This window comes from Collinsella sp. LCP19S3_D3, assembly GCF_052121455.1.
Classification (GTDB): domain Bacteria; phylum Actinomycetota; class Coriobacteriia; order Coriobacteriales; family Coriobacteriaceae; genus Collinsella.
In genome coordinates this window covers 1-26482 of record NZ_JBQKEF010000022.1, presented here as the reverse complement: position 1 = coordinate 26482, position 26482 = coordinate 1, and the positions used below count along the sequence as shown (strand labels likewise).

The following is a 26482-nucleotide window of genomic DNA, read 5'->3' as shown; positions in this document are numbered from 1 at the left end:
GCGTCGCTCCGCTCCTTGCGTGCTGCGCTGGAAAACGCTTCGCGTTTCCTCAGCTCCGCACCCTTGCGGGTTCGAATCCCTCCGCATGCCCACAAGAAAGCGCCCCGGGCTGATGAAAGCCCGGGGCGCTCAGTTACCTTGGCTGGGACGGAGGGATTCCGCGTCCGCCTTCCGGCGGCCGCGCCCCGCTGCGTCGCTCCGCTCCTTGCGTGCTGCGCTGGAAAACGCTTCGCGTTTCCTCAGCTCCGCACCCTTGCGGGTTCGAATCCCTCCGCATGCCCACAAGAAAGCGCCCCGGGCTAATGAAAGCCCGGGGCGCTCAGTTACCTTGGCTGGGACGGAGGGATTCGAACCCCCAACAGCCGGCACCAAAAACCGGAGTTCTACCGTTGAACTACGTCCCAATGTGTGGTGCTGCCCAAAAGCAGCTCGTCTAGTTTACCTAATCTGCGAGGGCATCGCAAACGCCATCGAGCAGGCGTACGGCGAGTGTCTGTGCATCGCTTGCGGTGAAGGTTCCGTTGTAGCGCGTCATGCCCGTGAGCTCAATGCGGATACGTGCAGGCTTTTGTTGCGCGGCGATATTGGCAGTGCGGATGCGCTGCGCCAGGTTGTGACATTCGGCAAGGGCGATCGTGGCGCGCGGCGCTGCATCTGCGGGCAGCCCATCGCTTGCGATCTCGAGTACCAGGTCCACGTCGGTCGGAACCTCGGAATCGCAAAGCATCATGCCGCTGTTGTCGGTCGTCGCCGTGGCGATGTTCCACATGCGCGATGCAACGCTGCGTGCGATGGGGTCCTCACCGATGACGGCAATCTGGAAGCGCTCGAGCACGTTGGCGGCGCGGGCAAAGCCGATGCGCGACTCGGCCTCGGTAACCGAGGGTTTGCCCTCCCACACGTGATGCAGACGGTTGATATAGGCGTAGGTATCCTGGAATGCCATGCCGTCGGCAAACAGGCCGACATTTTCTTGGAACTGCTGCAAGGCCGCCTCGGTGTGCGGGCCAAAGTAGCCGTCGTCCTCACCGCAGGCAAAACCCAAAGCGTTGAGTGCCCTCTGCAGGGCCCGAACGTCGGCACCATGGAAATTGGGCATGCGCAGATAAAGCGTGCGGTCGCCCAGCTTATACGAGGCGTCTACCAGGGCGCTCCAACAGGGGATATCGACGGCGTAGCCAGCGGCAAGGCCGCTGTCGAGCCTAAAGGTACCAACAGCCTGCTCGGTGGTGGTGCCAAAGCGCTTGTCGGCGACCTCGGCGTCATCGATTGTATAGCCGAGCTGCAGAAGGCGGGACTGGACGTCCTCGACGGCTGCTCCCTGCATGCCCGTTGTGATAGGTTCCATGAACGAGCCCCTTTCGGCGTACCATTCGTACTATTTGAGCGTGTGTCGGATAGACAACGCAAAGGGTTGCATAAACATGCACTCAACAGTGTAGCAAGTTGTACCCAAATGCGCTGCTGACAGGTTTTATAACCCCCGCTAGTTAAGGCGCTCCACAAAGAAATCTGCCATGGAGTCGAACAGCTCGCGTGCATGCGGGTCGAGCTCGACACCTTCGATAGCGGCCTTGGCCTTGGCAGTCAGGTTGAGTGCGTAAGTGTGGGCGAAATCGACAGAGCCGGTCTGCTGGAAGATCTCCACGGCGCGTGCGAGTTGCGCGGGGTCCTCGGTGCCCGAGGAAAGGATTGCCTCGACTTCGTCGTGATAACGCTCGTCTGACAGGGCATGCACGGCGACGAGCGTGCGTTTGCCCTCTGTGATATCGGTGCGGAAGTCCTTGTTGGCGGCCTCCTTGGTGCCAATAAGGTTGAGCAGATCATCTTGGATCTGAAAGGCAAGGCCCGTGTGCAGGCCAAAGGCGCGCAGCGCCTCAATCTGGTCTTCGCTGCCGCCACCGATAATGGCTCCGGCGGCAAGTGGCGTGGCTCCGCTGTAGTACGCGGTCTTGTGCGTCGCCATGTCCAGATAATCGTCGACCGAGATGTCAAAGCGCCCATCGCGGACCCAGCCCAGGTCGAGCGCCTGACCCTCGATGGTGCGAACGATCATCTCGGTGAGCTCGTGGAGCACGCGGAGCTTCACGTCTGCCTCGAGCGTGGGGTCGTCGAGAACCGTCTTGGTAACCATGGTGAGCGCTAGGTCGCCGCAGTTGATGGCAAGTCCCGTACCCTCGGTAAGGTGCATACAGGGCTTGCCGCGGCGCAGCTGGCCGTTGTCGGCGATGTCGTCATGGATAAGCGCTCCCGACTGAAAGTGCTCGATGGCCGCCGCCGCGCTTCGGGCGCTCTCAAAGCTGCCGCCTACCGCGGTGGCGGCGAGCATGCAGATGAGCGGGCGGTGGCGCTTGCCGGCATTGGCCGTAAATGCCGAGAGCGGCGCGTACAGGTAGCGCTCGATATCGGCAGAGGTCGCCTGTCCGTCAAAGAACGTGGCCAGATAGTCGTTAATCTGGTCAAAATGCTGGGCTAAAAAGCTGGTAAACGGACTGGACACGGGTTCTCGCATTCTTTCTTAGGTTGCATCGTTGCGTTATGCAGACAACATATTGCCACATTAGGGCATCGAGCGCGGCGGTTGAAGACGATTGAGCCATGTTGTCGCAAATGCGGCAAGAGGCGCGGCTAGATAAGTCCAAAGTGCTCGAGCGCGGTGACGACGCCGTCGTGGTCGAAGCTGTCGGTGACGTAGTCGGCCTTTTCCTTGAGGAAGTCCGGCGCGTTGCCCATGGCGACGCCAACATCGACCGCCTCCATGAGGGCGATGTCGTTGCTTGCGTCGCCGATGCCGTACACAGTGCCGTGATCTGGCCCCAGGGCGTCAAGCACGGCCTTGATTCCGGCCCGTTTGGTGCACTCGCGAGGCGAGATTTCCGTGACCTCGAGTTCGAGCTCGTTGAGGCAGAGCAGAGGCCCAAGCTCTTCATCTTGGGCGATGCGGTTGGCGAGCGGTGTGGACATAAGAATTTTAATGCCGGTGTCGAGCGTCTTGATGCCGTCGATGATGGTGATGCCGCTGGCGGAGGTCAAAGACGACGGGTACTTAAGTCCAAGGTTATCGCCGCTCAGCTTAATGATCTCGCTCAAAAAGAAGCAGTAGGCAAAATAGGCCACGAGTGCCTCGAAGCAGCAGCGCGCCGGTTGCTTTTGGGCAAGGCCGATGGGCAGCGCTACGGCAAAAGCAGTGGGAGGCGTTTAAAGACCGTCCACGAGCCGCGCTGGATGATAGCCCAAAAACATACCAAGGGGTTCCGTATACGGCGAGGTCGCCGACGATGTCCGCAGACGTTGCGAGGGCGGAGACGCCGACCATAAGGCCCGATATGGAAAACAGCATGGCGGGCGCGAACATTGCCCCGCCAAAGCGTTGGATTTTCTGCAGCATAATATGCCTTCCGGATGCAACATGCTGTGCGAGCAAGAACGTTTAAACAATGAACTCATTGTAGAGGACTGGCTGCTTGCCGCATTGACGGTTTTGATTCGGTCCGATTTGGGTGCCGGGGGAACCGTCGACGGTAAATAATCCGTGCTTTGCCGATAGACGGTTTAAACAACCCCAAGAAATGCTATCGTGCCTAGCCATACATATTCATTAGAGGTGAAGCCATGCCAAAAGCGATTTACGAAGGAATCTACCGCGAGATCCGTTCGCGCATCATTAACGGGACCTATGCGTTCCAGGAGATGCTGCCAACCGAAGCCGAGCTGACCGCAGAGTTCGACTGCACGCGCAATACCGTCCGCCGCGCCTTGAGCATGCTGGCCGACGAGATGTTTGTGCAGCCCATACACGGCAAGGGCGTGCGCGTTATTTGGCTCAAGGGCGAAACCGACATGCTGGGCGCACTCGAGGAAGTCGAGTCGTTTGGCGAATTTGCAAAGCGCAGCAATGCCGTTGCATCGACGGACGTTAAGTCCTTTGAACATCTGGTCTGCACCGAGCAGCTCTCTCGTCGCCTGGGCTTTAAGGTGGGCGAGGAGCTGATTCGCGTAGTGCGTGTCCGAAGCCTCAACGGCAGCGCGCGCCAAGTGGACCATGGCTACTTTTTGGAGTCGATCGCCAAGGGTCTGACTCCCGAGATCGCGGCAGAATCTATCTACGACTATCTGGAGCACAAGCGCGGCATCAAAGTGATGGCGAGTCGCCGTACGGTGAGTGTCGAGCTCGCCAACGATGAAGACTGCAGCTATCTTGACCTCGGCAAATACAACTGCGTTGCCGTCATGGAGAGTCAGTCGTACACATCGGATGGCATCTTGTTCGAGGTGACGCATGCTCGCACACACCCCGAGATCTTCCATTACCGCGTCAATTCCAAGCGATAGGTAACAGACGCATAAGCTTGCGTTTCGATATGAAGCGCCCCGTGCTGTCGATGGGATATCGGCCGCACGGGGCGCTTTAATTGTTTAGACAATATTTGTCAAGTACGAATGTATCGAGAACCGTTCACCGAAGTTTTTCTACCGCTCTAACAATACTTGTTCAAACAACTAGCCAAACAGCGTATTGTACAAATCAGAAAAAGGGGCAAAGTCCCCGAGCCAATAACATATATAGGCAAGAAAAATAAGTTGGTCGATTTTCGGCGAATGGTTACATGCCATGAAAAAGCCCCGGTCTCACATCGTGAGATCGGGGCAAGAACGGTGTGTAGGTTTTTGCTACTCGGCGTCGGCGAAGCCGTTGGGGTTGTGGCTCTGCCAGTTCCAGCTGTCGCGGCACATGTCTGCGATGTCGTACTGTGCCTTCCAACCCATCATGCGCTCGGCCTTGGAGGCATCACACCAGTTGGCGGCGATATCGCCGGCGCGGCGCTCGCGAATCACATAGGGCAGCTCCTTGCCGCAGGCCTTGGAGAAGGCGGCGACGACCTCGAGCACCGAGGTGCCGGTGCCGGTGCCCAGGTTGAAGATCTCAACGCCGGTCTTGCCGTTCATCCAGTTGAGGGCGGCCACATGGCCCGAGGCCAGGTCGCACACGTGGATATAGTCGCGCACGCCCGTGCCGTCGGGGGTGGGGTAGTCGTTGCCAAAGACCTGAACGGCCTCGAGCTTGCCCACGGCAACCTGCGCGACATAAGGCACCAGGTTGTTGGGGATGCCCTTGGGGTCCTCGCCGATCAGGCCCGACGGATGTGCGCCGATGGGGTTGAAGTAGCGGAGCAGCACAACGTCCCACTCGGGATCGGCGGTGTGAACGTCCATAAGGATCTGCTCAATCATCCACTTGGTCCAGCCATAGGGGTTGGTCGCAGGCTTCTTGGGGTCTTCCTCGGTGACGGGCGGGTTATCCGGATCGCCGTAGACGGTCGAGGAGCTCGAGAAGATGATGGACTTGCAGCCATGGTTGCGCATAACGTCTACGAGCACCAGGGTGTTCTCGATGTTGTTGTGATAGTACTCGACGGGCTTGCTCACCGACTCGCCGACGGCCTTAAAGCCGGCGAAGTGGATGACGCGGTCGATCTGATGGGTATCGAAGATCTTGTTCATGGCATCGCGGTCGAGCACGTTGGCCTCGTAGAAGGTGAGGTTCTTGGCGGCCTTGTCGCCCACGATGGTCTTGACACGGTCGACGGCGACGGCGCTGGAGTTGGAGAGGTCGTCGACGATGACGACCTGGTAGCCACCCTCGAGCAGCTGAACGACGGTGTGCGAGCCGATAAAGCCGGCGCCACCGGTTACGAGGACGCAGGTGTCTTTGGGGTCGAGTGCTTTGGACATGTAGTCTCCTATCGAATCAGGAACACTTCCTGAGGGAGTATAGCGCAGGCAGGGGCACCCAAAACGTGCAGGGCAGGAAAAGCAGACGAACATGCTAACGTACTCATGGAAATGTTTGGCGTGGGCATAACCTTGACTTTGACGTTTGCATACGAGCCGCCGACCATGGGGTTTGCTGCCGTTCGTGGAAATCGTTGGGACGTGTCGGATGTACGCTAATATGTATGAGTTGAGCGACATATAAATGAACATGTAACGGAGTAGATATGTCACCAAACAGCGATTCCATCCTTTCCCAGGAGCTTTCGCGTCGCACTGCCCTCAAGGCCTTGTTCGGCGCCGCTTCTGCAGCCGTTCTTTTTGGTCTGCCCGCTCGCGCCCATGCTGCGGAGGCCACCAAGGAAACCACCGACAAGCTCAATGCGGCCCAGGCTCAGCTTGACGAGGTCCAGGCCCAGCTCGACAGCATCGCAAATGAATACGCGGCGCTGGCCAACAAGAACGCCCAGACCCTCAACGATATCGAGAGCGTACAGGGCCAGATTGACAGCACGCAGGCGCAGATTGACGAAAAGAAGGCCGAGCTCAAAAAGAAGCGCGGCGATCTTTCCGATCGCGTTTCCGCCAACTATAAGTCGGGCGGCACCAACATCCTGTCGCTGCTGCTCGCTTCGGGCTCGTTTGAGGAGCTCGTCGCCAATGCGCACTATGTTGAGAAGATCAACAAGAGCGACCGCGACGCCATCGAGGATATCCAGACCATCCAGAAAGAGCTCGATACGCAGAAGTCCGAGCTCGAGTCGCAAAAAGCCGACTTGGAGAAGCTCAAGGACCAGCAGACTGCCCAGATGCAGGACATGCAGGCCAAGCAGCAAGAGGTCCAGACGGTTCTGAACGGCCTCTCCGACGATGTCAAGGAGCTCATGGCACAGCGCGATTCCGAGATTCTCGCTGCCGCCCAGGCTGAGGAGGCTGCCAAGAAGGCTGCCGCTGCTGCGGCTGCCGCAAACAAGAACAATTCCTACTCGGGTGGTTCAAACTCGGGTGGCGGATCGTATGCGCCCGGAAATCCGCAACAGAATGCCGGCTCGGGCAAGCAGCAGGCTGTCGTCAACGCATGCTACTCCACGCCTTCGCCTGGCCTAAACTGGTGCGCCGCCTGGGTCACCAACGTCTTCCGCAACGCCGGCGTGGGCTACTTTGGCGGCAACGCGTGCGACATGTTTAACGCCTGGTGCTACAGCTCCGATCGTTCGGCGCTGCAGGTGGGCATGATCGTGGCCGACTCGTCGCACAGTGGCACCGGTATGCCGGGTCTGCTGTACGGACACGTGGGCATCTATGTTGGCGGCGGCATCGTTATGAGTAACGAGGGCGCCATCACGTCGAGGTCGCTTGACTCGTTCATTAGCTTTTACGGTACTGGCTCTGGTGTGCGCTGGGGCTGGCTCGGCGGTATCGCGCTGTCGTAGCTGCGGCTTGGTCCGGGACTGCGGGCGAGGCATAAGGTTGCCTGCTCTACAGTCCTGCGCAAGACGAAGGCCACATTAAGTGGCCTTCTTTGCGTGCGGAACTCGCGACCAACCTTATGCCCCGCCCGCAGTCCCGGACCTTCCGGGCTCAAGGCGCGACACACCGGACTGGTTGTCTGAATTAAAGAAAGTGAAGGCCCCTTTTGGGGCCTTCTTTTTATAAAAATTCGCCTACTCGGTGGACTTCGGGTTCTAGGTCTACACCGAATTGGTCTTTGACGGTTGCTTGGATGTGGCGGATGAGTTCGTCGACGTCGGCGGCGGTGGCGTGGTCGGCGTTGACGATGAAGCCGCAGTGTTTTTCGCTCACCTGGGCGCCGCCGACAGCATGGCCGCGCAGCCCGGCGTCCATGATGAGCTTGCCGGCAAAGTGGCCCTCGGGGCGCTTGAAAGTGGAGCCGGCGCTCGGCATGTCGAGCGGCTGCTTGTCCTCGCGGCGTTGGCGGTAGTCGTCCATGTCGGCCTTGATCATCGCGGCGTTGCCCGGGGCGAGATTGAAGGTGGCCGAAAGCACGATGAAGCCGTCGTCGGCGATGCGGCTCTTGCGATAGCCCAGATTGAGCTCGTCGACATCGAACTCGATGATGCTGCCGCTACCGCGGGTGCCGTCGTCGAGCATGCGGGCGGGCTTGTAGACGCGTACAGACTCCAGCACGTCGGCCATGCAGGCGCCGTAGGCGCCGGCGTTCATGTAGCAGGCGCCGCCGACCGATCCGGGGATGCCCGAGATGGGCTCCATGCCGGTGAGACCGGCCTCGGCTGCCGCGGCCGCAACATCCGAAAGCAGCGCACCGGCTGCTGCCGTAACGTGCGTGCCGTCGACGGTAATGTCGGAGAGGCCCTCGCCTAGCGCTACGACGACGCCGCGTATGCCCTTGTCGCCGACGAGTAGGTCGGAGCCGTTGCCCACGATGGTGAGTGGCAGATCGCAGCGATAGCAGGTATCAAGCGTGGCGACGAGGCTCTGCTCGGTGTCGGGCGTGACAAAGACGTCGGCCGGGCCGCCAATCTTAAACGTGGTGTGCTCGCGCATGGGCTCGCTCATCAACACGTTGTCCTCGCCGGCAACGCCAGCGAGCGCGCACAGCAGGTCCTCGTTAAAAAAGTCGTTCTCGTGCATCCGAATATCCGCCTTTTGGTGGTCGTTGTCATCAATCGACTGCAATATACCCCACCTGGACGTATTTGGTGCGCTGGCGGCGATAAAACAGCCGTCTACCGGATTGGTAAAGTGTTTATCATCGAGGTAGAGGGGCAGTCGCTATACTTTCAAGAGATTGCGCGTAAACCCGGAAGGAGCGAGATGGCCAACAAAGTCACCCTCAAGCAGATCGCCCAGGAGGTGGGGCTTTCCCCCTCGTCGGTCTCGCTTGTTCTCAACAATCGGCCTTGTCGCATCTCGGAAGAAAACCGCAAGCTCATCAAGGAGGTCGCGGCGCGCAACCACTATGTTCCCAACCAGATTGCACGCAGCCTGGTCATGCGCGAGTCACGCACCCTGGGCCTTATCGTCCCCAACATCGAGAGCCGATTTTTTGCCTCACTTGCCGGTAGCTTGGAAAAGCGCTGCCGCGAGGACGGCTATGCGCTCTTTATTACCAGCTCGGGCGGAAGCGCCGACGATGACTTGGAACTGCTGCGCCAGCTGGTGACGCGCGGCGTCGATGGTGTCTTCCTGGTGGTAGGCGACGAGTTCTCGGACGACCGTGCCCTGCGCGAAGAGGTCAGCCATCTACCCATCCCTGCCGTGATGGTCGACCGCGCCATTGAGGGGCTCGAGTGCGACAAGGTGATGTTCGACCACGAGATGGGTGGCTATATGGCTACCCGCTATCTGATCGAGCAGGGCCACCGTCGCATTGCCTGCTTGGTTAATGCGCGTCGTTCCAATACGGGTCGCAAGCGACTTGCCGGCTATGAGCGCGCGCTGCGCGAGGTTGGCCTGCCTATCGATGCGCGTTTGGAGTTTGAGAGCGAGTACTACATTCCGAGCGCCTACGAGGCCTCGGAGGCGGTGCTCGCAACCGACGCCACTGCCGTATTCGCAAGCTCGGACAACATTGCCCTCGGTTTGCTCAAGCGTTTGCACGAGATGGGGAAGAGCATCCCGGGCGATATTTCGGTGGTGAGCTATGACAACTCGGCGGCCGACGTTCTCTTTGAGCCGGCGCTGACCGCCATTGAGCAGGATCCTGGTGTCCTCGCTGAACATGCTTTTGGCTGCATGTCCAAGCGTCTTGCCGGTAGGGGCGGTAGGCGTGCCGAAGAGGTCGTCCTGGAGCCGGCGCTTATCGTTAAGGGCAGCGTGCTCGAGCTTACTAAACATAACTAAACACGTTTATCAATTTGCAGAGACCGAATGTGGAGCACCTGTGGCAGACAATGCTGCAGGTGAATGTCGCGTTTTGTTGACCGATGTGATTGATAAGGGTGATAAAACGTTTTTTCACCATGATAAAACGTTTTAGCAAATATACTAGTCCCAACGAATGGTTGCCGTATTGGAGGGCGACCGCACAGCGGAGGGACATAAACAATGGCTAAAACACTGGGGACGCCGTGGCAAAAGCTGGGCCACGAGGTGCCGGCTTCCGAGCTCGAGGGCGTCGACCTGTATTGGCGTGCATCGAATTATCTGTCCGTCGGTCAGATCTACCTTCGCTCTAACCCGCTCATGCGCCCCGACTTTGTCGATGAGAAAACCGGTGAGGTGCGCGACTTTGGTCGCCCGGACGTTAAGCACCGCCTGGTCGGTCACTGGGGCACCACGCCCGGCATTAACTTCCTGTTCGGTCATGTCAACCGCCTCATCGCCGATCACAACCAGAACGCGATCTTCTTGATGGGCCCGGGTCACGGTGGTCCCGCTGGCACCGCCCAGTCGTTGCTCGATGGTACCTACCGCGAGATTCGCCCCGACATTACCAATGACGAGGCCGGCCTGCAGAAGTTCTTCCGCCAGTTTTCCTACCCCGGCGGTATTCCGAGCCATTTTGCGCCCGAGACGCCTGGCTCCATCCACGAGGGCGGCGAGCTCGGCTACACGCTCAGCCACGCCTACGGTGCCGTCATGGATAACCCGAGCCTGCTGGCCGTGGCTGTGGTGGGCGACGGCGAGTCCGAGACCGGTCCGCTCGCGACCTCTTGGCAGTCTAATAAGCTCGTGAACCCGGCAACCGATGGTATCGTCCTGCCGATCCTGCACCTCAACGGCTACAAGATCGCCAACCCCACCATTCTTGCCCGCGTGTCCGACGAGGAGCTCACCAAGTTCTTTGAGGGCATGGGCTATAAGCCGCATTTCTTTGTCGCCGGCTTTGACGACGAGAGCCATGCGAGCATTCATGCGCGTTTCGCCGCCCTGTTCGAGCAGGTCTTCGATGAGATCTGCGACATCAAGGCCACCGCTATGGCTCAGGCCACTGCGGGCGAGACCGTGGTCCGTCCGGCCTATCCCATGATCGTGTTCCGTACGCCCAAGGGTTGGACCTGCCCCAAGCAGATTGATGGCAAGAAGACCGAGGACTCCTGGCGCGCCCATCAGGTGCCGCTGGCGAGTGCCAAGGACACCCACGAGCACTTCCGCGTGCTGCGTGAGTGGCTGCGCTCCTACAAGCCCGAGGAGCTCTTTACGCCCGAGGGCCAGGTGCGCCCCGAGGTGACGGCCTTTATGCCGACCGGCGAGCTGCGTATCGGCGCCAATCCCAACGCGAACGGCGGCAAGGTACGCCGCGAGCTCGAGCTTCCCGATATTCACGCTCACGAGATCCCCGTCGCAAGTAAGGGCCACGGCTGGGGCTCCACCGAGGCCGCCCGCGTCTTTGGTGAGTACACTGCCGATGTTCTGGCCAAGAACATGGATGATTTCCGCATCTTCGGCCCCGACGAGACCGCGTCCAACCGCCTGCAGGCTGCCTATAAGGTGACCAAGAAGCAGTGGGATGCCGGTTTCTACGAGGACGATGCCAACGACGAGCTGCTGGCCGGTTCCGGTAAGGTTGTCGAGCAGCTGTCCGAGCACCAGTGCGAGGGCTTCCTCGAGGCCTACGTGCTCACCGGCCGCTCCGGTGTGTGGAGCTCCTACGAGAGCTTTGTCCACGTGGTCGATTCCATGGTCAACCAGCACTGCAAATGGCTCGAAGCAACCAAGCGCGAGATTCCGTGGCGTGCTCCTATCAGCGGCCTCAATATTTTGCTGTCGAGCCATGTCTGGCGCCAGGACCACAACGGCTTTTCGCACCAGGACCCCGGCTTTATCGACCTGCTGCTCAACAAGGCCAACGACACGCATGTCGTGAATGCTTATTATCCGGCCGATGCCAACATGGCCCTTGCTGTGGCCGAGCGCGTCTACCAGTCCACCGACTGCGTCAATGCCATCTTCTGTGGCAAGCAGCCCGCCCCCACCTTCCAGACGGTCGACGAGGCCAAGTCTGAGCTCGCCGAGGGCGTAGCGACCTGGGAGTGGGCATCGACTGCCGACTCGCTCGCCGAGGCCGACGTCGTGGTCGCTACTTGCGGTGACGTGCCGACGCTCGAGGCACTGGCCGCAACCGATATGCTGCGCGGGCTGGACATCAAGGTCTGGTTTGTCAACGTAGTCGATCTGCTCAAGATCCAGAACATCTGCGAGAACGACCAAGCTATCAGCGATGAGCGCTGGGCTGAGCTGTTTGGCCGCGGCGAGAAGCCCGTGCTCTTCGCATTCCACGCCTATGCCGGCACGATTCGCCGTCTGATCTGGAACCGCCCCGGCCACGATGCCTTCCGCGTTCACGGCTACGAGGAGAAGGGCTCCACGACCACGCCGTTTGACATGCTGCGCCTGAACAACATGGACCGCTGGGCCCTGGCCGCCGACGTGCTGCGCATGGTTGACGCCGATAAGTTTGCCGAGCAGATTGATGAGTGGGAGGCCTTCCGCACCGAGGCCTTTGAGTTCGCGTGCGACGAGGGCTTCGATCACCCGGCCTTTACCGACTGGGTCTGGCCCGACGCCGCAGCCGCAACCGCTGCCGACGGCGTACTCTCCGCAACGCAGTTAACTGCCGGCGACAACGAATAGCATCCGGGACGGTCTCGCGCTGGGGCCGCCTCCGGGCGGGTGCCTTCCCCTGAGAAGTGGGCTTCGCGAACTTCTCAGGGGAAGGCACCCGCCCGGAGGCGGCCCTCTCGACCGTTTCGATATGCGGGGGCTGATTCTATTTTTTGTAATGGGGACCTTGCTTATGCTGCCTTAGAAGCCGTGCATCTAACTATGGTCAGCCAAGATTACATTGCCGGGGGGGGGGGGGGGGGGGGGGGGGGGGGGGGGGGGGGGGGGGGGGGGGGGGGGGGGGGGGGGGGGGGGCCGCGCCCCCCCCCCCCCCCCCCCCCCCCCCCCCCCCCCCCCCCCCCCGCCCTCGTCCGTGAACTTTTCCGCTGGGCGAGCCATGGACACCACGCACCGATGCGGTAAAGCGGCGGCTTGAAATTGGTGCTATATTCAACTTGAGTTGTTTAATACTAGTACGGGAGGCTGATATGGGGCTGTTCAAGAAGAAAAACCCGCAGGATGCCTTTGATCCCGATGTGTTTACCATCACGGATACGATTTTGGACCCACCGCGGTTTACACTTTTGCCGGCTATCTACCAGGACGCCACGCGCCGCAAGTGGGCCGTGCATCAGCGCGGCGGCGAGCCGAAGATTTTTGACTATGCGGACGTTTTGCAGTGCGAAGTGGCCGAGGCGGGCGATCCGGAGGCCGAGGAAGTGGTCTCAAAACAGGAATTTGCCCAGCGTATCCTGGCAAATCCTGCCAAGGCAGCGAAAATAAACGCTGCCAAGCGTAATATGTGTCTTGGTATGGGCGTTGTTGTGGCGGTTCAGACGGGAAAAGACGAGGTTTCCAAATTAGAGATTCCCGTTATGACCGACGAAGTCAAACGCGATTCAAGTCTATATAAGTCGTATCGGAATGTTGCCGAGAAGATCAAGGCCGAATTTGATGCCATGGGAGGGCTGGTCTAATTTTGGCGGCATACGTTTCTGAATGAGGAGTCTGTGCAATGGCAGGCGAATCTTATGCAATTCCCCCCAAAGATCGTGCTGTTGAGGGAATTCTTTGGTATATCCAGCACCACCAGCTTGCCGGCGGCGATCGCCTGCCGGCCGAGCGCGTGCTGTGCGAAGAGATCGGCGTTTCGCGTACAGCGTTGCGCGCCGGTATCACGCGGCTCATCTCTTGTGGAACGCTCGAGAGCCGTCGCGGATCGGGTACGTATGTGTGTCCTCCCAAGCCGCTGAACATCTTCCAGGAAACGTATAACTTCTCCGATGCTGTGCGGACTGCCGGCCTGCACCCCTCTTCTCGTCTGGTTTCCACCGGGACCATCGAGGCGGATGAGGCGCTTGCCGACAAGCTTGGGGTGTCTGTAGGCGCTCCTTTGCTCCGCATGCAGCGCGTTCGACTTATTGAGGGCGAGCCGGCGTCAATCGAGACGGCTCACGTTAACCTGTCCCTGTGCCCATCGCTTACCGAGCACGATTTTGAGTGCGAGAGCCTTTACGATGTCTTGCTCAAAGAAGGTGGCGTGCGTGTTGAGCATGGACGTGAGCATATCTCCATCTCGCGTTTGAACGCCGAAGAGGCCGAGTTGCTCCAGCAAGAAGAGGGAACGCCGGTGTTCTATGAGAGCACGATCGAATTTGATAAGGACATGCGTTTTGTGGAGCATTGCAAATCGGTGATTTTGCCCACAAAGTTTCGCTTTGCCGATAACGGCGAAAAGAACGGAATGAGAAGCGTGGCAGGTGAACAATGGCTGAAACAGTAGATGCCACCCCGGTTTATATGCGCATTCGACGCCGCATCGAGGAATGTATCGAGCGCGGTATATATCCCACGGGTTCCATGATTCCGTCCGAAAAAGACCTCGCCGAGGAATTTGGTACGACACGCTTGACCATCCGAAGCGCTGTCGATGAGCTGGTTCGGCGCGGGCAGATTCGACGCGTCCGCGGAAAGGGCGCGTTTGTGGCGCAGAAAGTACCCGTTGCCTACGAGCGAACAGGAGGCTTTCGCGAGTCGGTTCGTGCTTCGGGCGGCGAGCCGTCCGTCCGTATCCTCGCGCGTTCCAAGCGTTATGCGGGCCCATATTATGCCAACCTGTTTGGCATTGCCGAGGACGATTTGTTGTATTCGATTCGGCGTTTGAACTGCGTCAACGGCGATCCCGTATCGATTGAGATGGCGTTCATCCCGTGCCGGCTGTTTCCCACAATCGAAGATATTGACGTGTCGGTCTTCAGCTTGTACGAGACCTATGAGATGCTAGGCCGAAAGCCGGTCATGGCTCAGGAGAAGCTCGATATCGAGGCGGTGGGCGCACGCGACGCGGGCTTGCTTGGCTTGGAACAAGGGGATCTTGTTTTGCTTTTGGAATGCGTGAGCTATGACGCGAGCGGTCAGGCTATCGAGTATGTAAAGTCCTTCAATCGTGGCGATGCGGGCGGCTACACCTATACGTACTAGCTGGGGCTTTGCATCGCGCGCGGTAACAGCCGGTCTGTTTGGGCAATTTGACCGACTGTATATACAACCTTACATGGCTCAAAATCGACCGTTCGCCGAAGGGGATAAATTAATCGACAAAGAGGTATCAAAAAGCCGTAACCTGTAACTGTGATTGGTATCAAATACTAATGATTTGTTACGAGGTGAGACGATGAAGATGCTCGATTACGTTCAGCTTGCCCATGTGCGTATGGGAGAGAACCTCGAGCGTTCGTCTGAGCTGGTAGCGCAGCTCGTTGATATTTTCCAGTCCGGTTCTTTTGACGCGCTGCGCATCGTTGCTTCGGGTTCGTCGCGCCATGCTGCGGATTGCGCCCGCGATTACCTGCAAGATGCGCTGCAGATGCAGGTGTCCGTTGTGACGCCCGAGGCCTTCGTCGATTTTGAACACACCTATCCACAGCATGCGCTCAACATCGCCGTCTCGCAGAGCGGCTATTCAACCAATACGATTGCGGCGCTCGATTACATGTGCGCACACGATATGGCTGCAGTTGCGCTCACGGCAAACGTCGAGGCACCCATCAAGGAGCACACTGACATCGTTCTTGACTACGGTGTGGGCGTCGAGTCGGTGGACTTTGTGACTCTGGGCGTTGAGGTTCTCGTTGAGTACCTGGTGCTCTTTGGTATTTACGGCGGTCAGGCGCGCGGAACGATTGACGCCAAGGGCGTTGCCCAGCGTCTTGACGACCTGCGCGAGGCTATCCATGCCAATGCCGTGATGTGCAAGACCGCCGAGGCATATGTCCAAGACCACATGCTCGATCTTTCTGAGCACACGCCCGCCATGGTCGTCGGCAACGGACCCAACTACGGTGTTGCCGAGGAGGCGGCGCTCAAGCTGAGCGAGACCATCAAGATTCCTGCCATGCACCACGAAGGCGAGGAGTTCGTCCACGGTCCCGAGATGCAGATTGTTCCGGGCTATCTGGTGTTTATCGTCGACGATCCGCAGGGGTCGGAGCGTCTTGCGAATATCGCCGATGCGCTATCGAACGTTACGGCAAAAACGGTGCTGCTCACGGCCCATCCCAAGGGTAAGGCTCACGAGGTTGTGGTGCCTCAGGTGGCTCCGCTGCTCAGCGCAACTCCCAATCTTGTGTTCTTCCAGACGATTGCGGCAATGATCGCCGAGCGTCTGAAGTCATGGGACGTGCACCCGTATCTCGATGCCGTCTCCAAGCAAATGGAGGTCAAGGCAGAGGGCTACGAAGAGTCAGTCAATGCGCTTAAGGCCAAAGCGGCTGAGTGTTACGGAATGTAAGCGGGTTTTGATGCCCGTTGGCATGGGGGATGTGAAGACAACCCCAGAAAGGAGAGACAAATGAAGGAAACCGAGAAGATCGAGATCATGCATTTCGACCAGGAGGGCTACCTCGAGGACGGCAAGGCGCTCTACGAGACCGGCAAGAAGATGACCGCGCTCGCCGACAAGGTCGCCGACGAGGGCTACGACGCCGTGTTCCTGATGGGCGTCGGCGGCACCTGGGACGAGCTCATGCAGCTCGAGTACCTCATGAACAAGTTCGGCGACCGCGACCTCGAGGTCTACCTGATCCACGCCGCCGAGTGGAACGTCTCCGGCCACAAGCGCATGACTGAGAAGTCCGTCGTGCTCACCGCCTCCGAGTCCGGCACCACCCCCGAGGTCCTCGAGGCCGTCAAGAAGATGAAGGACATGGGCGTGCGCGTCTACGCCATGACCAAGCCCGAGGGCCCCATCGGCCAGGCTGTGGGTGCCGAGAACTGCGTCACCATGGCTTCCGACCATGGTTCGGGCGGCTGCGAGAAGGGCTACTACCTCGCCGACTGCTTCGGCCTGCGCCTGCTCAACCGCCGCGGCTGCTTCCCCAAGTTCGACCTGTTTATCGAGCAGACCAAGGACATCTGGAAGGACATGCTCGATATCCGCAAGCGCTTCGAGCCGCGCGCCGAGGAGCTCGCCAAGAAGTACGCCCTGGCCCCCTACACCATGTTCATCGGCTCCGGCGCCCTGTGGGGCGAGACCATCCTCTTCTCGATGTGCATCCTCGAGGAGATGCAGTGGAAGCGCACCCGCTACATCACCTCGGCCGACTTCTTCCACGGCACCCTCGAGCTCGTGGAGCCCGGCGTCCCGGTCTTCCTGTTCATGGGCGAGGACGAGAACCGCAAGCTCGACGAGCGCGTCCGCGCCTTCCTGACCCGCGGCGTGACCGGCGACACCGACATCAACGTCATCGACACCGCCGAGTTCGCGATCCCCGGCCTTGACGACGAGTTCCGCGTCATCGTGTCCCCGTGGATTCTGACGGTGCTCGTTACCGACCGCCTGGCTCGCTACTACGAGACGGTCACCAAGCACAACCTCAAGTATCGTCGCTACTATCACCAGTTCGACTACTAAAGAAAACGGGTGCGGGAACGCGCCGGGCTATTGAGAGGAACACAGAATGAGACAGTACATCATCGCCAGCCATGCGCACTTCGCTACCGGCATCAAGGAGAGCATCGAGCTGCTCTCGGGCGCTCGCGACAACGTCCACGATCTTTCGATGTTCGTCGATGACCGCATGGACGTGGCCGAGGAGGCCCAAAAACTGCTGGCAGGCATGGCTGACGACGATGATGTCGTCGTGTGCACCGACCTCTTTGGCGGCAGCGTCAACAACGAGTTCACCAAGATCGTCCAGACGCGTCCCCGCACGTACCTCGTTACCAACATGAACCTTCCTCTGCTCATTCAGCTGCTGTTCTCTGACGAGTCGGCGCCGGTTGAAGAGACGATTCGCACCATCGTCGCTGCGGACGATACGCGCGTGAAGTTTGTCAACGATCTTTTGGTCGATGACGACGAGGAAGAAGAGTTCTAATCCGCAGCACCTACTGACACGCCGTAAGACGGCACAAGACCTTTGGGGGGTCACATTATGATTCAGCTACTTCGTGTCGACCATCGCCTGCTTCATGGCCAGGTCGCGGTCTCTTGGGTTCAGGGCCTCGGCTCCAACTGCATCTTCTGCGTGGGCGATAAGGTCGCTAACGACCCGGTGTGGAAGACGACGCTCAAGATGGGAAAGCCTGCCGGCTGCAAGCTCGTCATCAAGGATATGGCGAATGCCATCGAGGCCATTAACTCGGGTGTGACTGACAAATACAAGATGATTATCTGCGTCGCCACCATCGCTGAGGCAAAGCAGCTTGTTGAGGGCTGCCCGCAGATCAAGTCGGTCAACCTGGGCAACACCAAGCCCAAGGACGAGAAGCGCCCCGATGCTCGTCAGGTCTCTCGTCAGATCTTCCTGACTGCGGCCGAGGAAGCCGATGTGCGCGAGATGCTGAGCCGCGGCGTCGAGGTCGAGATTCGTCCTCTGGCCGACGACCCCAAGGTCGACTGCGCCAGCGTGCTCTAGGCGTTTAATTTCGAAGAGCCTGCGGGTTCTTCGTAGTGTCCTATTAGGAAAGGGGGATGTATGCTTGTCCAAGCAATCCTCATCGGACTTATCGCCGCGTTTGGTAAGTTCGACTACCAGCTCGGTACGCTCTATGCGTTCCGCCCCATCGTCCTGTGCCCGCTCGTGGGCCTGGTGCTGGGGGACCTGCAGTCCGGCCTCGCGATCGGTGCGAGCCTGGAGCTGCTGTTCATGGGCTCAATCTCCATCGGTGCCTACGTGCCGCCCGATGAGACGATCGGCGGCGTGCTCGCCTGTGCCTTCGCTATCCAGCTGGGCCAGAGCACCGAGGCAGCCATCGCGCTCGCTATGCCCATCGCCACGCTGTGCCTTGCCATCAAGAACATCCTCAACGCCGCCCTGCCGATTTTGGTTGACCGCGCCGATGTTTTCTCTGCCCAGGGCAACCTTAAGGGCGTCTATGCGATGCACTTCCTGATCGGTTCCACCGGTATCATCATGGCGTTCCTGTTGTGCTCGCTGTCGTTCTATCTGGGTGCTGACGCTATCCAGGGCGTGCTCGACTTTATCCCCGACTTTGTCCTTGCTGGCTTTGGCGTTGCCGCCAACATCCTGCCTGCCATGGGCTTCGCCATGCTCGGCCGCCTGGTGCTCACCAAGCAGCTCGTGCCCTTCTACTTCCTGGGCTTCCTGCTGTGCTCCTACGCCAACGTGCCCGTCCTGGGCGTCGCCCTGATCGCCATCATCATCGGCATCGACAAGTTCGACCTGCTCGGCCTGGGCGGAGCCCAGCCCCAGCTCTCCGCGGAAGGGGATGAGGACGATGACTTCTAGTCCCGAGAACAAGATCACGCGCTCCGACCTCATCAAGAGCGCCGTCAACACCGGCGCCCTGGGCATGGAGTTCTCCTGGACCTACTACAAGCAGATGAACATCGCCTTCTGCCTGATGGTCGCCAACATGCTCAAGAAGATCTACGCCGGCCGCCCCGACGACTACGCCGAGGCCCTGCACCGCCACTGCGCGTTCTTCAACATCACCGTCCAGTTCGCCCCGTTCGTCGGCGGCATCGCGATGGCCATGGAGGAGAAGGTCGCCCGCGGCGAGATCGAGCCCGAGAGCGTCAACGACGTCAAGGCCGCCCTCATGGGTCCGCTGTCCGGCATCGGCGACTCCATCTTCCTGTCGACGCTGCGCGTGGTCGCCGCCGCGGTGGGCATCAGCCTGTGCCAGGCCGGCAACCCCTTCGGCCCCATCGCCTTCCTGCTCATCTACAACGTCCCCGGCTTCGCGCTGCGCATCTGGGGCGCCGTCAAGGGCTACGAGCTGGGCGTGGGCTTCCTGGACGAGGCCCAGAGGACCGGCCTCATGCAGAAGATCATGACCTGCGTGGGAATCGTGGGCGTCATGGTCGTTGGCGCCATGTGCAAGGACATGTTCTGGGCCAGCATCCCGGTGGCCATCGGCTCGGGCGACGACGCCCAGACCCTCCAGGACATCTTGGACGGCATCATGCCCGGCATGCTCGGCATGATCGCCTTCTGGCTGTACTACTGGCTGCTGTCCAAGAAGATCAACCCCATGGTGCTGATCGTGGCCACCATGGCCGTGGGCATCGTCGGCGCGTTCTTCGGCGTGCTGGCGTAGGTTCCTACGTTCTATTCTGCCCCCAAGGGAAACGGCGACCCATTGCGGTCGCCGTTTTTTATTACCGAAAGCTAGCTGGAGGTGCTTCGTGATTCGATCTGACAATCCACCCGATAATGGCGTGAGCGGGGCGATGTATCTATTTGGCACGGCGCTCTTGTGGAGTTTTATCGGCATCCTCGTTCGCGCCAATTCGCAGTCAGCTCTTTTGATCGGTGCCGTTACGGCAATATTTATGGCGCTCTTTATCCTGCTCGTCGGCAGGCCTGTCCTCCGCGTCAGCCGTCTTATTGTCCTTGTGGCCGTCTGCAACTTCGTGACGGGCACTACGTTTAACTTTGCCAACCAGCTCACGACGGTCGGCAACGCGATCGTTCTGCAGTACACCTCGATGATTTTCGTTATCGTGTATCAATCGCTCGCAACTCGCACGTTGCCCTCGCCTGCGAAGATTGCCTCCGTGGTGGTTGCTTTTACGGGTATGGGACTTTTCTTTTTAGGTGATTTGAGTGCCGAGGGCATGCTCGGCAACCTGCTTGCCGTCATTTCGGGCGCCACCTTTGGGCTGTGTTTCTTTTTAAACTCTCGCCCCGATGCGTTGCCCATGGTGTCCTCGCTCATCTCCTGCGGCATCTCGATACTTCCGATCGTCTATTTTGCCGACGACCTAGGCTCCGTGAAACCCTTTGAGTGGGGGCTTATGCTGGTGCATGGCCTTTTTTGCAGCGGCCTTGCGAGTGTGCTGTATGCCAAGGGGATTGCGCGCACCAACGCGTTTGCGGCCAACTTGGTTTGCATGAGTGAGGTCGTGCTCGCTCCCTGCTGGTCGGCGCTCCTCTTTGGCGAGGTCTTTCGCTGGAACGAGCTTTTGGGCGCAGCGATTATCGTTTTGGTGATTGTGGCCAACTTGGCATCCGATGCCTTTGGCGATGGCTTTCTGGTGACGCTTGTCCTCCATCGAAACAAAGAGCGCGCCTGACGGGATACGTCTGCCGTTTACGGTAAAAAACTCTCCGTTGAGCGAGTGGTATTAAATAGTAAGAACCTGCATACCTATAATTGGTATCAAATCATTTGTGCCTGGCATGGGTGTTAGCAGCACACCAGGTACGCTTCGAGCCGTGGAATCGAACTCCCGGAATTGATATCAACAACGCGCGCGACGGGAGTGACGACGGTTCGAGATTCCTTATTGGGAGGAATTATGCTTGTCCAAGCAATACTCGTCGGCTTAGTCGGAGCGTTTGGATGCCTCGACTACCAGCTCGGTACCCTCTACGCGTTCCGCCCCATCGTCCTGTGCCCGCTCGTGGGCCTGGTGCTGGGGGACCTGCAGACTGGCCTTGCCGTTGGCGCCAGCCTGGAGTTGCTGTTCATGGGCTCCATCTCCATCGGCGCCTACGTGCCGCCTAACGAAACCGTCGGCGGCGTGCTCGCCTGCGCGTTTGCCATTCAGCTCGGTCAGGGTACCGAGACGGCCATCGCGCTCGCCATGCCCATCGCCGTCCTTGCACTGACGATCGGCAACATTACCAATGCCTTGTTCCCTGTGTTTGTCGATATGGCAGACAAGTTCGCCCTCAAGGGAAACCTCAAAGGCATCTACGCTGTTCATTGGGGAATTGGAATCTGGGGCTGCGTCGAGTACTTCCTGCTGTGCGGCGGCGCCTTCTATTTGGGTTCCGACGCCATCCAGGGCCTGCTCGACTTCATCCCGCCCTTCATCATCGACGGTTGCGGCGTTGCCGCCAACATCCTGCCTGCCATGGGCTTCGCCATGCTCGGCCGCCTGGTGCTCACCAAGCAGCTCGTGCCCTTCTACTTCCTGGGCTTCCTGCTGTGCTCCTACGCCAACGTGCCCGTCCTGGGCGTCGCCCTGATCGCCATCATCATCGGCATCGACAAGTTCGACCTGCTCGGCCTGGGCGGAGCCCAGCCCCAGCTCTCCGCGGAAGGGGATGAGGACGATGACTTCTAGTCCCGAGAACAAGATCACGCGCTCCGACCTCATCAAGAGCGCCGTCAACACCGGCGCCCTGGGCATGGAGTTCTCCTGGACCTACTACAAGCAGATGAACATCGCCTTCTGCCTGATGGTCGCCAACATGCTCAAGAAGATCTACGCCGGCCGCCCCGACGACTACGCCGAGGCCCTGCACCGCCACTGCGCGTTCTTCAACATCACCGTCCAGTTCGCCCCGTTCGTCGGCGGCATCGCGATGGCCATGGAGGAGAAGGTCGCCCGCGGCGAGATCGAGCCCGAGAGCGTCAACGACGTCAAGGCCGCCCTCATGGGTCCGCTGTCCGGCATCGGCGACTCCATCTTCCTGTCGACGCTGCGCGTGGTCGCCGCCGCGGTGGGCATCAGCCTGTGCCAGGCCGGCAACCCCTTCGGCCCCATCGCCTTCCTGCTCATCTACAACGTCCCCGGCTTCGCGCTGCGCATCTGGGGCGCCGTCAAGGGCTACGAGCTGGGCGTGGGCTTCCTGGACGAGGCCCAGAGGACCGGCCTCATGCAGAAGATCATGACCTGCGTGGGAATCGTGGGCGTCATGGTCGTTGGCGCCATGTGCAAGGACATGTTCTGGGCCAGCATCCCGGTGGCCATCGGCTCGGGCGACGACGCCCAGACCCTCCAGGACATCTTGGACGGCATCATGCCCGGCATGCTCGGCATGATCGCCTTCTGGCTGTACTACTGGCTGCTGTCCAAGAAGATCAACCCCATGGTGCTGATCGTGGCCACCATGGCCGTGGGCATCGTCGGCGCGTTCTTCGGCGTGCTGGCGTAAGGGCCCGGCTGCATAGACTGTCATTGCAAACTGGTAAGGGGATGGAGCGGGCCTATGCCCTCCATCCCCTTTTTGTATAGAAGGAGTTCGTATGTTCGCGAGGGATCGCGAAGCAATGCGCCTGACGCCGGCAGAGGTCAGGCTGATTCTTATTGAGTCCCTGCAATGGTGCGCCAACAACGCGGTGTACTTTTTAGGGCTTATCGGCGCGGCGACGTATGATTTGGCTGGCACGGCCTTTTTGGTTGCTGCCATTACGCTCGTACGCAATCTTATGACGTCGGCGGGCAATATGGTGTCGGGCTCGGTCATCGACCGCTTTGGACCGCGCCGGACGTCGTTTGTGACGTGCATGATTACGGCGGTGCTATCGCTTGGCGTGGGGTTGGCGCCGTTGTCTGTCCACGGGCTTGTGTTTGCCGCGTGCGTCTTGGGGCTTGCGGGCGGCTTTATCAACACCTGTACGCATGCGTTTCCGGGATACCTGGAGTCGACCACCGAGGGCCGTACCCGCGTGAACGGTCTCATGGTGTTCTACAGCAATATCGCCTATACCGCTGGCCCGCTGCTCGGTGGTGCCATCGTGAGCTGTTTTGCCACGCAATCGGTCTATCTGCTCATGGCGGGCATGATGGGTGTGGCGGCCGTGCTCTCCTTGGGCTGTCACGAGTGTGTTGCTCCCGCAAAAGGGGAGAAGCCGAAGGGCGGCATTCTGGGCGGCATGGCCGAGGGCGCGCGACTTACGTTTCGCGACCACGACCTGCGCCTTATCTTTATCTCGGGCTTTCTGGGCTTCTTTGCGTTTGGCGCGTTCGATTCGCTGGAGTCGTTGTTCTATCGCGATGTGCTCAACGTGGATATCGTCTGGCTGGGCTGGCTGTCCTCGGTCGTGGGCCTCACTTCCTCGGTGGGCGCGTTCATCCTGACCAAGCTTTCTGCCCGCCATGTCAACCTGCGATTGCTGCTCGGCGCGCTCATGGCCGTGGGCATTGGGTCCATGGTGTACGTGGGCACCGATATGCTGGGGGTCGCGATTATCGGTCAGGCGATTAACGGTCTGGCCTGGGGATTCCTGGAACCGCTGCAGATGATCTTGATTCAGGAGCGCGCTGACATCAAATACCTGGGGCGCATTACCGGCTTTGTGCGTTTTGGCCTGATGAGCGCCGGCGTGCTGCCGCTGCTGGCGGCTCCGTTTTTGGCGGAGGCTTTGGGTGTCCAGACGGTACTGTTTGGGGCATCGACCATTATTGCGCTGGTAGGAACGCTGTTCTTTGTCACACAAGGGAGGCGCCAGAGGCGTTAGCTATACATTCAATTCTAATTTAATACCACTCACCAGAGAATTTCGACCGTTCACCGATGATTGGAACAGATTGATAAGTGGTATTAAAAACACGTTAGGTGTATGTCTATAATTGGTATCGAAAATAAACGCGATGTATAGAGTTGCGTGCAGGACAGAAAGGAAAAGCCATGAAGGAAACCGAGAAGATCGAGATCATGCATTTCGACCAGGAGGGCTACCTCGAGGACGGCAAGGCGCTCTACGAGACCGGCAAGAAGATGACCGCGCTCGCCGACAAGGTCGCCGACGAGGGCTACGACGCCGTGTTCCTGATGGGCGTCGGCGGCACCTGGGACGAGCTCATGCAGCTCGAGTACCTCATGAACAAGTTCGGCGACCGCGACCTCGAGGTCTACCTGATCCACGCCGCCGAGTGGAACGTCTCCGGCCACAAGCGCATGACCGAGAAGTCCGTCGTGCTCACCGCCTCCGAGTCCGGAACCACCCCCGAGGTCCTCGAGGCCGTCAAGAAGATGAAGGGCATGGGCGTGCGCGTCTACGCCATGACCAAGCCCGAGGGCCCCATCGGCCAGGCTGTGGGTGCCGAGAACTGCGTCAAGATGGCTTCCGATCATGGTAACGGCGGCTGCGAGATGGGCTACTACCTCGCCGACTGCTTCGGCCTGCGCCTGCTCAACCGCCGCGGCTGCTTCCCCAAGTTCGACCTGTTTATCGAGCAGACCAAGGACATCTGGAAGGACATGCTCGATATCCGCAAGCGCTTCGAGCCGCGCGCCGAGGAGCTCGCCAAGAAGTACGCCCTGGCCCCCTACACCATGTTCATCGGCTCCGGCGCCCTGTGGGGCGAGACCATCCTCTTCTCGATGTGCATCCTCGAGGAGATGCAGTGGAAGCGCACCCGCTACATCACCTCGGCCGACTTCTTCCACGGCACCCTCGAGCTCGTGGAGCCCGGCGTCCCGGTCTTCCTGTTCATGGGCGAGGACGAGAACCGCAAGCTCGACGAGCGCGTCCGCGCCTTCCTGACCCGCGGCGTGACCGGCGACACCGACATCAACGTCATCGACACCGCCGAGTTCGCGATCCCCGGCCTTGACGACGAGTTCCGCGTCATCGTGTCCCCGTGGATCCTCTCCTCGCTGATCACCGATCGCCTTGCCGCTTACTACGAGACGGTCACCAAGCACAACCTCAACTACCGTCGCTACTATCACCAGTTCGACTACTAAGAGCAAATAACGTTTGTGTAATTGGGCCTCGCTCCTATATGGAACGGGGCCTCGCTTGGGTTGGAGAGTAATTATGAGCTATCCCCAGCTTGCCGCCATGAATATCAGCCATCGTTATTTTGACCTTGAGGAGTTCTTTTCTTCGGCAGCGGCCTCGGGCTACACGTGTTGCGAGCTTTGGACCGGGGCGATGCATCTGTATGTCGATTGCCATGGATACGATTCGCTCGAGCAGGTGCGGGAGCTATCACAGCGGTATGGGGTTCGGATTGTGGGGCTTTGTCCCGAACAGAACAACCCCAAGCCGTGGAATATCGCGGCGCGCGGGAATGAGGCGCGCGCCCGCACGCTCGCGTACTTTAAGAACGTTGTGGATATCGCGACGGAACTTGGAGCCGAGCAGGTCATGGTCTCGAGCGGCTGGGCATTTTTGAACGAGCCGATCGAGGACGCGTGGGGTCGCAGCGCCTCGATGCTGCGTGCGATTGGCGAGCATGCGGGAGAGCGCGGCGTGCGACTGGTGCTCGAGGCCCTACAGCCGGTTGAGTCGATGATCGTGAACTCGGCGGCCGACACGAAGCGCATGATCGAGGCAGTTGATCATCCGGCACTTAAGGCGTGTCTGGATTTGGGCGCTATGGCGGTGGCAGGGGATACCATCGACGATTATTTCGATCTGCTTGGCGATGATGTCGCCCACGTGCATTTTGTCGATGTTGCGGCAGACGGCACGACGCATCTTGCCTGGGGTGACGGCGACCGCGATATGCGCGCCGACCTGGATAGGCTGGTGGCGCGCGGCTATCGCGGAGTTGTTTCGGCCGAGACCTATGACTGGCGCTATTTTGCCGACCCCGCAGCTGCCGATGCGCAGGTAATGGCAGAGTATCGTCGTGCGATTGGCGCCTAAGTGGGACAGGGCGCCGAGCTGGCGTTTGGCGAATTTTAGTTTGGCGCTCTCTGAGAAATGGGACAGACTTTCCGCTTGAAGCCCAACCGGAAAGCCTGTCCCGGAATGAGCCTCCAGAATGGGATGTACTTTCCGTATGCGGTCCTATCCGGAAAGTACATCCCATTCCAAGCCCAAATTCCGGGACGCACTTTCCGCTGAAGACCTCAACCGGAAACCGCATCCCGTTCTGGACTGTAATTTCGGGGCGCAGTTTCCGCCAGAAGGGGACTGCGGACAAAAAGTTGGACCGTTGAGGTCCGGAACGGAGTCCGCATGGCATACAGTAGGAGAATGGTGGAGAGGGCCAGGGCGCTTCGCGGCGCCGGGCTCACCG

Annotated in this window: 24 protein-coding genes and 1 tRNA gene; 19 read left to right on the top strand and 6 right to left on the bottom strand. The window is 59.6% G+C overall.

Annotated elements, in window-relative coordinates:
- Positions 1 to 329: 329 nt before the first annotated feature.
- The 4 genes from ACTQXM_RS08050 to ACTQXM_RS08035 form a co-directional block, all read right to left on the bottom strand.
- Positions 330 to 404 (bottom strand) — tRNA-Gln (locus ACTQXM_RS08050).
- Between the two features lie 38 nt (positions 405 to 442).
- On the bottom strand, positions 443 to 1348 hold the full coding sequence (locus ACTQXM_RS08045; RefSeq protein WP_441537593.1) for a peptidoglycan-binding domain-containing protein: 906 nt from the start codon (positions 1346 to 1348) through the stop codon (positions 443 to 445).
- Between the two features lie 138 nt (positions 1349 to 1486).
- The gene (locus tag ACTQXM_RS08040) at positions 1487 to 2500 is read right to left on the bottom strand and encodes a polyprenyl synthetase family protein (RefSeq protein WP_427728946.1); all 1014 of its coding nucleotides are present in this window, start codon (positions 2498 to 2500) and stop codon (positions 1487 to 1489) included.
- Positions 2501 to 2628: 128 nt separating this feature from the next.
- A complete protein-coding gene (locus ACTQXM_RS08035; protein WP_441049365.1) occupies positions 2629 to 3117 on the bottom strand; it encodes an HAD family hydrolase in 489 nt (162 codons plus the stop codon).
- Between the two features lie 495 nt (positions 3118 to 3612).
- On the opposite strand from ACTQXM_RS08035, the gene ACTQXM_RS08030 reads away from it, so the two are divergent.
- Complete coding sequence (locus tag ACTQXM_RS08030; protein WP_441055353.1) at positions 3613 to 4332, top strand: GntR family transcriptional regulator; 720 nt, start codon at positions 3613 to 3615, stop codon at positions 4330 to 4332.
- 339 nt (positions 4333 to 4671) lie between these two features.
- Here the strand turns inward: ACTQXM_RS08030 and galE are convergent, their stop codons facing one another.
- The gene (galE, locus tag ACTQXM_RS08025) at positions 4672 to 5733 is read right to left on the bottom strand and encodes a UDP-glucose 4-epimerase GalE (protein WP_427728932.1); all 1062 of its coding nucleotides are present in this window, start codon (positions 5731 to 5733) and stop codon (positions 4672 to 4674) included.
- Between the two features lie 266 nt (positions 5734 to 5999).
- Here galE and ACTQXM_RS08020 point away from each other — a divergent pair, with 266 nt between their 5' ends.
- Complete coding sequence (locus ACTQXM_RS08020) at positions 6000 to 7205, top strand: PcsB-like coiled-coil domain-containing protein (RefSeq protein ID WP_427719726.1); 1206 nt, start codon at positions 6000 to 6002, stop codon at positions 7203 to 7205.
- A 217-nt stretch (positions 7206 to 7422) separates the two neighbouring features.
- Here the strand turns inward: ACTQXM_RS08020 and murB are convergent, their stop codons facing one another.
- Positions 7423 to 8385, bottom strand: a complete 963-nt coding sequence (gene murB / locus ACTQXM_RS08015) for a UDP-N-acetylmuramate dehydrogenase (RefSeq protein ID WP_441069075.1) — start codon at positions 8383 to 8385, stop codon at positions 7423 to 7425.
- Positions 8386 to 8568: 183 nt separating this feature from the next.
- On the opposite strand from murB, the gene ACTQXM_RS08010 reads away from it, so the two are divergent.
- The 17 genes from ACTQXM_RS08010 (at position 8569) to ACTQXM_RS07930 (ending at position 26106) form a co-directional block, all read left to right on the top strand.
- A complete protein-coding gene (locus ACTQXM_RS08010) occupies positions 8569 to 9597 on the top strand; it encodes a LacI family DNA-binding transcriptional regulator (protein WP_118388843.1) in 1029 nt (342 codons plus the stop codon).
- 204 nt (positions 9598 to 9801) lie between these two features.
- Positions 9802 to 12330 carry a phosphoketolase family protein gene (locus tag ACTQXM_RS08005; RefSeq protein WP_441537592.1) on the top strand — a complete coding sequence of 843 codons (2529 nt, stop codon included), beginning with the start codon at positions 9802 to 9804 and terminating at the stop codon, positions 12328 to 12330.
- A gap of 458 nt (positions 12331 to 12788) precedes the next feature.
- The gene (locus ACTQXM_RS08000; RefSeq protein ID WP_441537594.1) at positions 12789 to 13277 is read left to right on the top strand and encodes a hypothetical protein; all 489 of its coding nucleotides are present in this window, start codon (positions 12789 to 12791) and stop codon (positions 13275 to 13277) included.
- 38 nt (positions 13278 to 13315) lie between these two features.
- Entirely contained in the window at positions 13316 to 14083 is a 768-nt protein-coding gene (locus ACTQXM_RS07995) for a GntR family transcriptional regulator (protein ID WP_427719866.1), read from the top strand.
- Entirely contained in the window at positions 14068 to 14781 is a 714-nt protein-coding gene (locus ACTQXM_RS07990; protein ID WP_441062940.1) for a GntR family transcriptional regulator, read from the top strand. Before ACTQXM_RS07995 ends, ACTQXM_RS07990 begins: the two co-directional genes overlap by 16 nt.
- Before the next feature lie 193 nt (positions 14782 to 14974).
- Positions 14975 to 16090 (top strand): SIS domain-containing protein, encoded by a 1116-nt coding sequence (locus tag ACTQXM_RS07985; RefSeq protein ID WP_441062941.1) that lies wholly within the window; start codon positions 14975 to 14977, stop codon positions 16088 to 16090.
- Between the two features lie 60 nt (positions 16091 to 16150).
- The gene (locus ACTQXM_RS07980; protein WP_441062942.1) at positions 16151 to 17212 is read left to right on the top strand and encodes an SIS domain-containing protein; all 1062 of its coding nucleotides are present in this window, start codon (positions 16151 to 16153) and stop codon (positions 17210 to 17212) included.
- Between the two features lie 46 nt (positions 17213 to 17258).
- Complete coding sequence (locus ACTQXM_RS07975) at positions 17259 to 17678, top strand: PTS sugar transporter subunit IIA (protein ID WP_441062943.1); 420 nt, start codon at positions 17259 to 17261, stop codon at positions 17676 to 17678.
- A gap of 57 nt (positions 17679 to 17735) precedes the next feature.
- Complete coding sequence (locus ACTQXM_RS07970) at positions 17736 to 18218, top strand: PTS sugar transporter subunit IIB (protein WP_427719850.1); 483 nt, start codon at positions 17736 to 17738, stop codon at positions 18216 to 18218.
- Between the two features lie 60 nt (positions 18219 to 18278).
- Positions 18279 to 19052 carry a PTS mannose/fructose/sorbose/N-acetylgalactosamine transporter subunit IIC gene (locus tag ACTQXM_RS07965; protein ID WP_441062944.1) on the top strand — a complete coding sequence of 258 codons (774 nt, stop codon included), beginning with the start codon at positions 18279 to 18281 and terminating at the stop codon, positions 19050 to 19052.
- Entirely contained in the window at positions 19033 to 19866 is an 834-nt protein-coding gene (locus ACTQXM_RS07960; protein ID WP_427794524.1) for a PTS system mannose/fructose/sorbose family transporter subunit IID, read from the top strand. The genes ACTQXM_RS07965 and ACTQXM_RS07960 overlap by 20 nt, the downstream gene beginning before the upstream one ends.
- An 88-nt stretch (positions 19867 to 19954) precedes the next feature.
- Entirely contained in the window at positions 19955 to 20845 is an 891-nt protein-coding gene (locus ACTQXM_RS07955) for a DMT family transporter (RefSeq protein ID WP_441083319.1), read from the top strand.
- Between the two features lie 225 nt (positions 20846 to 21070).
- Complete coding sequence (locus tag ACTQXM_RS07950; RefSeq protein ID WP_035137735.1) at positions 21071 to 21844, top strand: PTS mannose/fructose/sorbose/N-acetylgalactosamine transporter subunit IIC; 774 nt, start codon at positions 21071 to 21073, stop codon at positions 21842 to 21844.
- On the top strand, positions 21825 to 22658 hold the full coding sequence (locus tag ACTQXM_RS07945) for a PTS system mannose/fructose/sorbose family transporter subunit IID (RefSeq protein ID WP_427794524.1): 834 nt from the start codon (positions 21825 to 21827) through the stop codon (positions 22656 to 22658). Before ACTQXM_RS07950 ends, ACTQXM_RS07945 begins: the two co-directional genes overlap by 20 nt.
- Positions 22659 to 22749: 91 nt before the next feature.
- The gene (locus ACTQXM_RS07940) at positions 22750 to 23964 is read left to right on the top strand and encodes an MFS transporter (RefSeq protein ID WP_441055343.1); all 1215 of its coding nucleotides are present in this window, start codon (positions 22750 to 22752) and stop codon (positions 23962 to 23964) included.
- Between the two features lie 170 nt (positions 23965 to 24134).
- Complete coding sequence (locus tag ACTQXM_RS07935; protein WP_441062946.1) at positions 24135 to 25196, top strand: SIS domain-containing protein; 1062 nt, start codon at positions 24135 to 24137, stop codon at positions 25194 to 25196.
- Positions 25197 to 25269: 73 nt separating this feature from the next.
- Complete coding sequence (locus tag ACTQXM_RS07930) at positions 25270 to 26106, top strand: sugar phosphate isomerase/epimerase family protein (protein WP_441062947.1); 837 nt, start codon at positions 25270 to 25272, stop codon at positions 26104 to 26106.
- Positions 26107 to 26482 lie beyond the last annotated feature (376 nt).

Excerpts from the sequence above, each read along its gene's own strand:
- ACTQXM_RS08045 (WP_441537593.1), bottom strand. The coding sequence starts at position 1,348 with ATGGAACCTATCACAACGGGCATGCAGGGAGCAGCCGTCGAGGACGTC.
- ACTQXM_RS08030 (WP_441055353.1), top strand. The coding sequence starts at position 3,613 with ATGCCAAAAGCGATTTACGAAGGAATCTACCGCGAGATCCGTTCGCGC.
- galE (WP_427728932.1), bottom strand. The coding sequence starts at position 5,733 with ATGTCCAAAGCACTCGACCCCAAAGACACCTGCGTCCTCGTAACCGGT.
- ACTQXM_RS08020 (WP_427719726.1), top strand. The coding sequence starts at position 6,000 with ATGTCACCAAACAGCGATTCCATCCTTTCCCAGGAGCTTTCGCGTCGC.
- murB (WP_441069075.1), bottom strand. The coding sequence starts at position 8,385 with ATGCACGAGAACGACTTTTTTAACGAGGACCTGCTGTGCGCGCTCGCT.
- ACTQXM_RS08010 (WP_118388843.1), top strand. The coding sequence starts at position 8,569 with ATGGCCAACAAAGTCACCCTCAAGCAGATCGCCCAGGAGGTGGGGCTT.
- ACTQXM_RS08005 (WP_441537592.1), top strand. The coding sequence starts at position 9,802 with ATGGCTAAAACACTGGGGACGCCGTGGCAAAAGCTGGGCCACGAGGTG.
- ACTQXM_RS08000 (WP_441537594.1), top strand. The coding sequence starts at position 12,789 with ATGGGGCTGTTCAAGAAGAAAAACCCGCAGGATGCCTTTGATCCCGAT.
- ACTQXM_RS07995 (WP_427719866.1), top strand. The coding sequence starts at position 13,316 with ATGGCAGGCGAATCTTATGCAATTCCCCCCAAAGATCGTGCTGTTGAG.
- ACTQXM_RS07990 (WP_441062940.1), top strand. The coding sequence starts at position 14,068 with ATGGCTGAAACAGTAGATGCCACCCCGGTTTATATGCGCATTCGACGC.
- ACTQXM_RS07985 (WP_441062941.1), top strand. The coding sequence starts at position 14,975 with ATGAAGATGCTCGATTACGTTCAGCTTGCCCATGTGCGTATGGGAGAG.
- ACTQXM_RS07980 (WP_441062942.1), top strand. The coding sequence starts at position 16,151 with ATGAAGGAAACCGAGAAGATCGAGATCATGCATTTCGACCAGGAGGGC.
- ACTQXM_RS07975 (WP_441062943.1), top strand. The coding sequence starts at position 17,259 with ATGAGACAGTACATCATCGCCAGCCATGCGCACTTCGCTACCGGCATC.
- ACTQXM_RS07970 (WP_427719850.1), top strand. The coding sequence starts at position 17,736 with ATGATTCAGCTACTTCGTGTCGACCATCGCCTGCTTCATGGCCAGGTC.
- ACTQXM_RS07965 (WP_441062944.1), top strand. The coding sequence starts at position 18,279 with ATGCTTGTCCAAGCAATCCTCATCGGACTTATCGCCGCGTTTGGTAAG.
- ACTQXM_RS07960 (WP_427794524.1), top strand. The coding sequence starts at position 19,033 with ATGAGGACGATGACTTCTAGTCCCGAGAACAAGATCACGCGCTCCGAC.
- ACTQXM_RS07950 (WP_035137735.1), top strand. The coding sequence starts at position 21,071 with ATGCTTGTCCAAGCAATACTCGTCGGCTTAGTCGGAGCGTTTGGATGC.
- ACTQXM_RS07945 (WP_427794524.1), top strand. The coding sequence starts at position 21,825 with ATGAGGACGATGACTTCTAGTCCCGAGAACAAGATCACGCGCTCCGAC.
- ACTQXM_RS07940 (WP_441055343.1), top strand. The coding sequence starts at position 22,750 with ATGTTCGCGAGGGATCGCGAAGCAATGCGCCTGACGCCGGCAGAGGTC.
- ACTQXM_RS07935 (WP_441062946.1), top strand. The coding sequence starts at position 24,135 with ATGAAGGAAACCGAGAAGATCGAGATCATGCATTTCGACCAGGAGGGC.
- ACTQXM_RS07930 (WP_441062947.1), top strand. The coding sequence starts at position 25,270 with ATGAGCTATCCCCAGCTTGCCGCCATGAATATCAGCCATCGTTATTTT.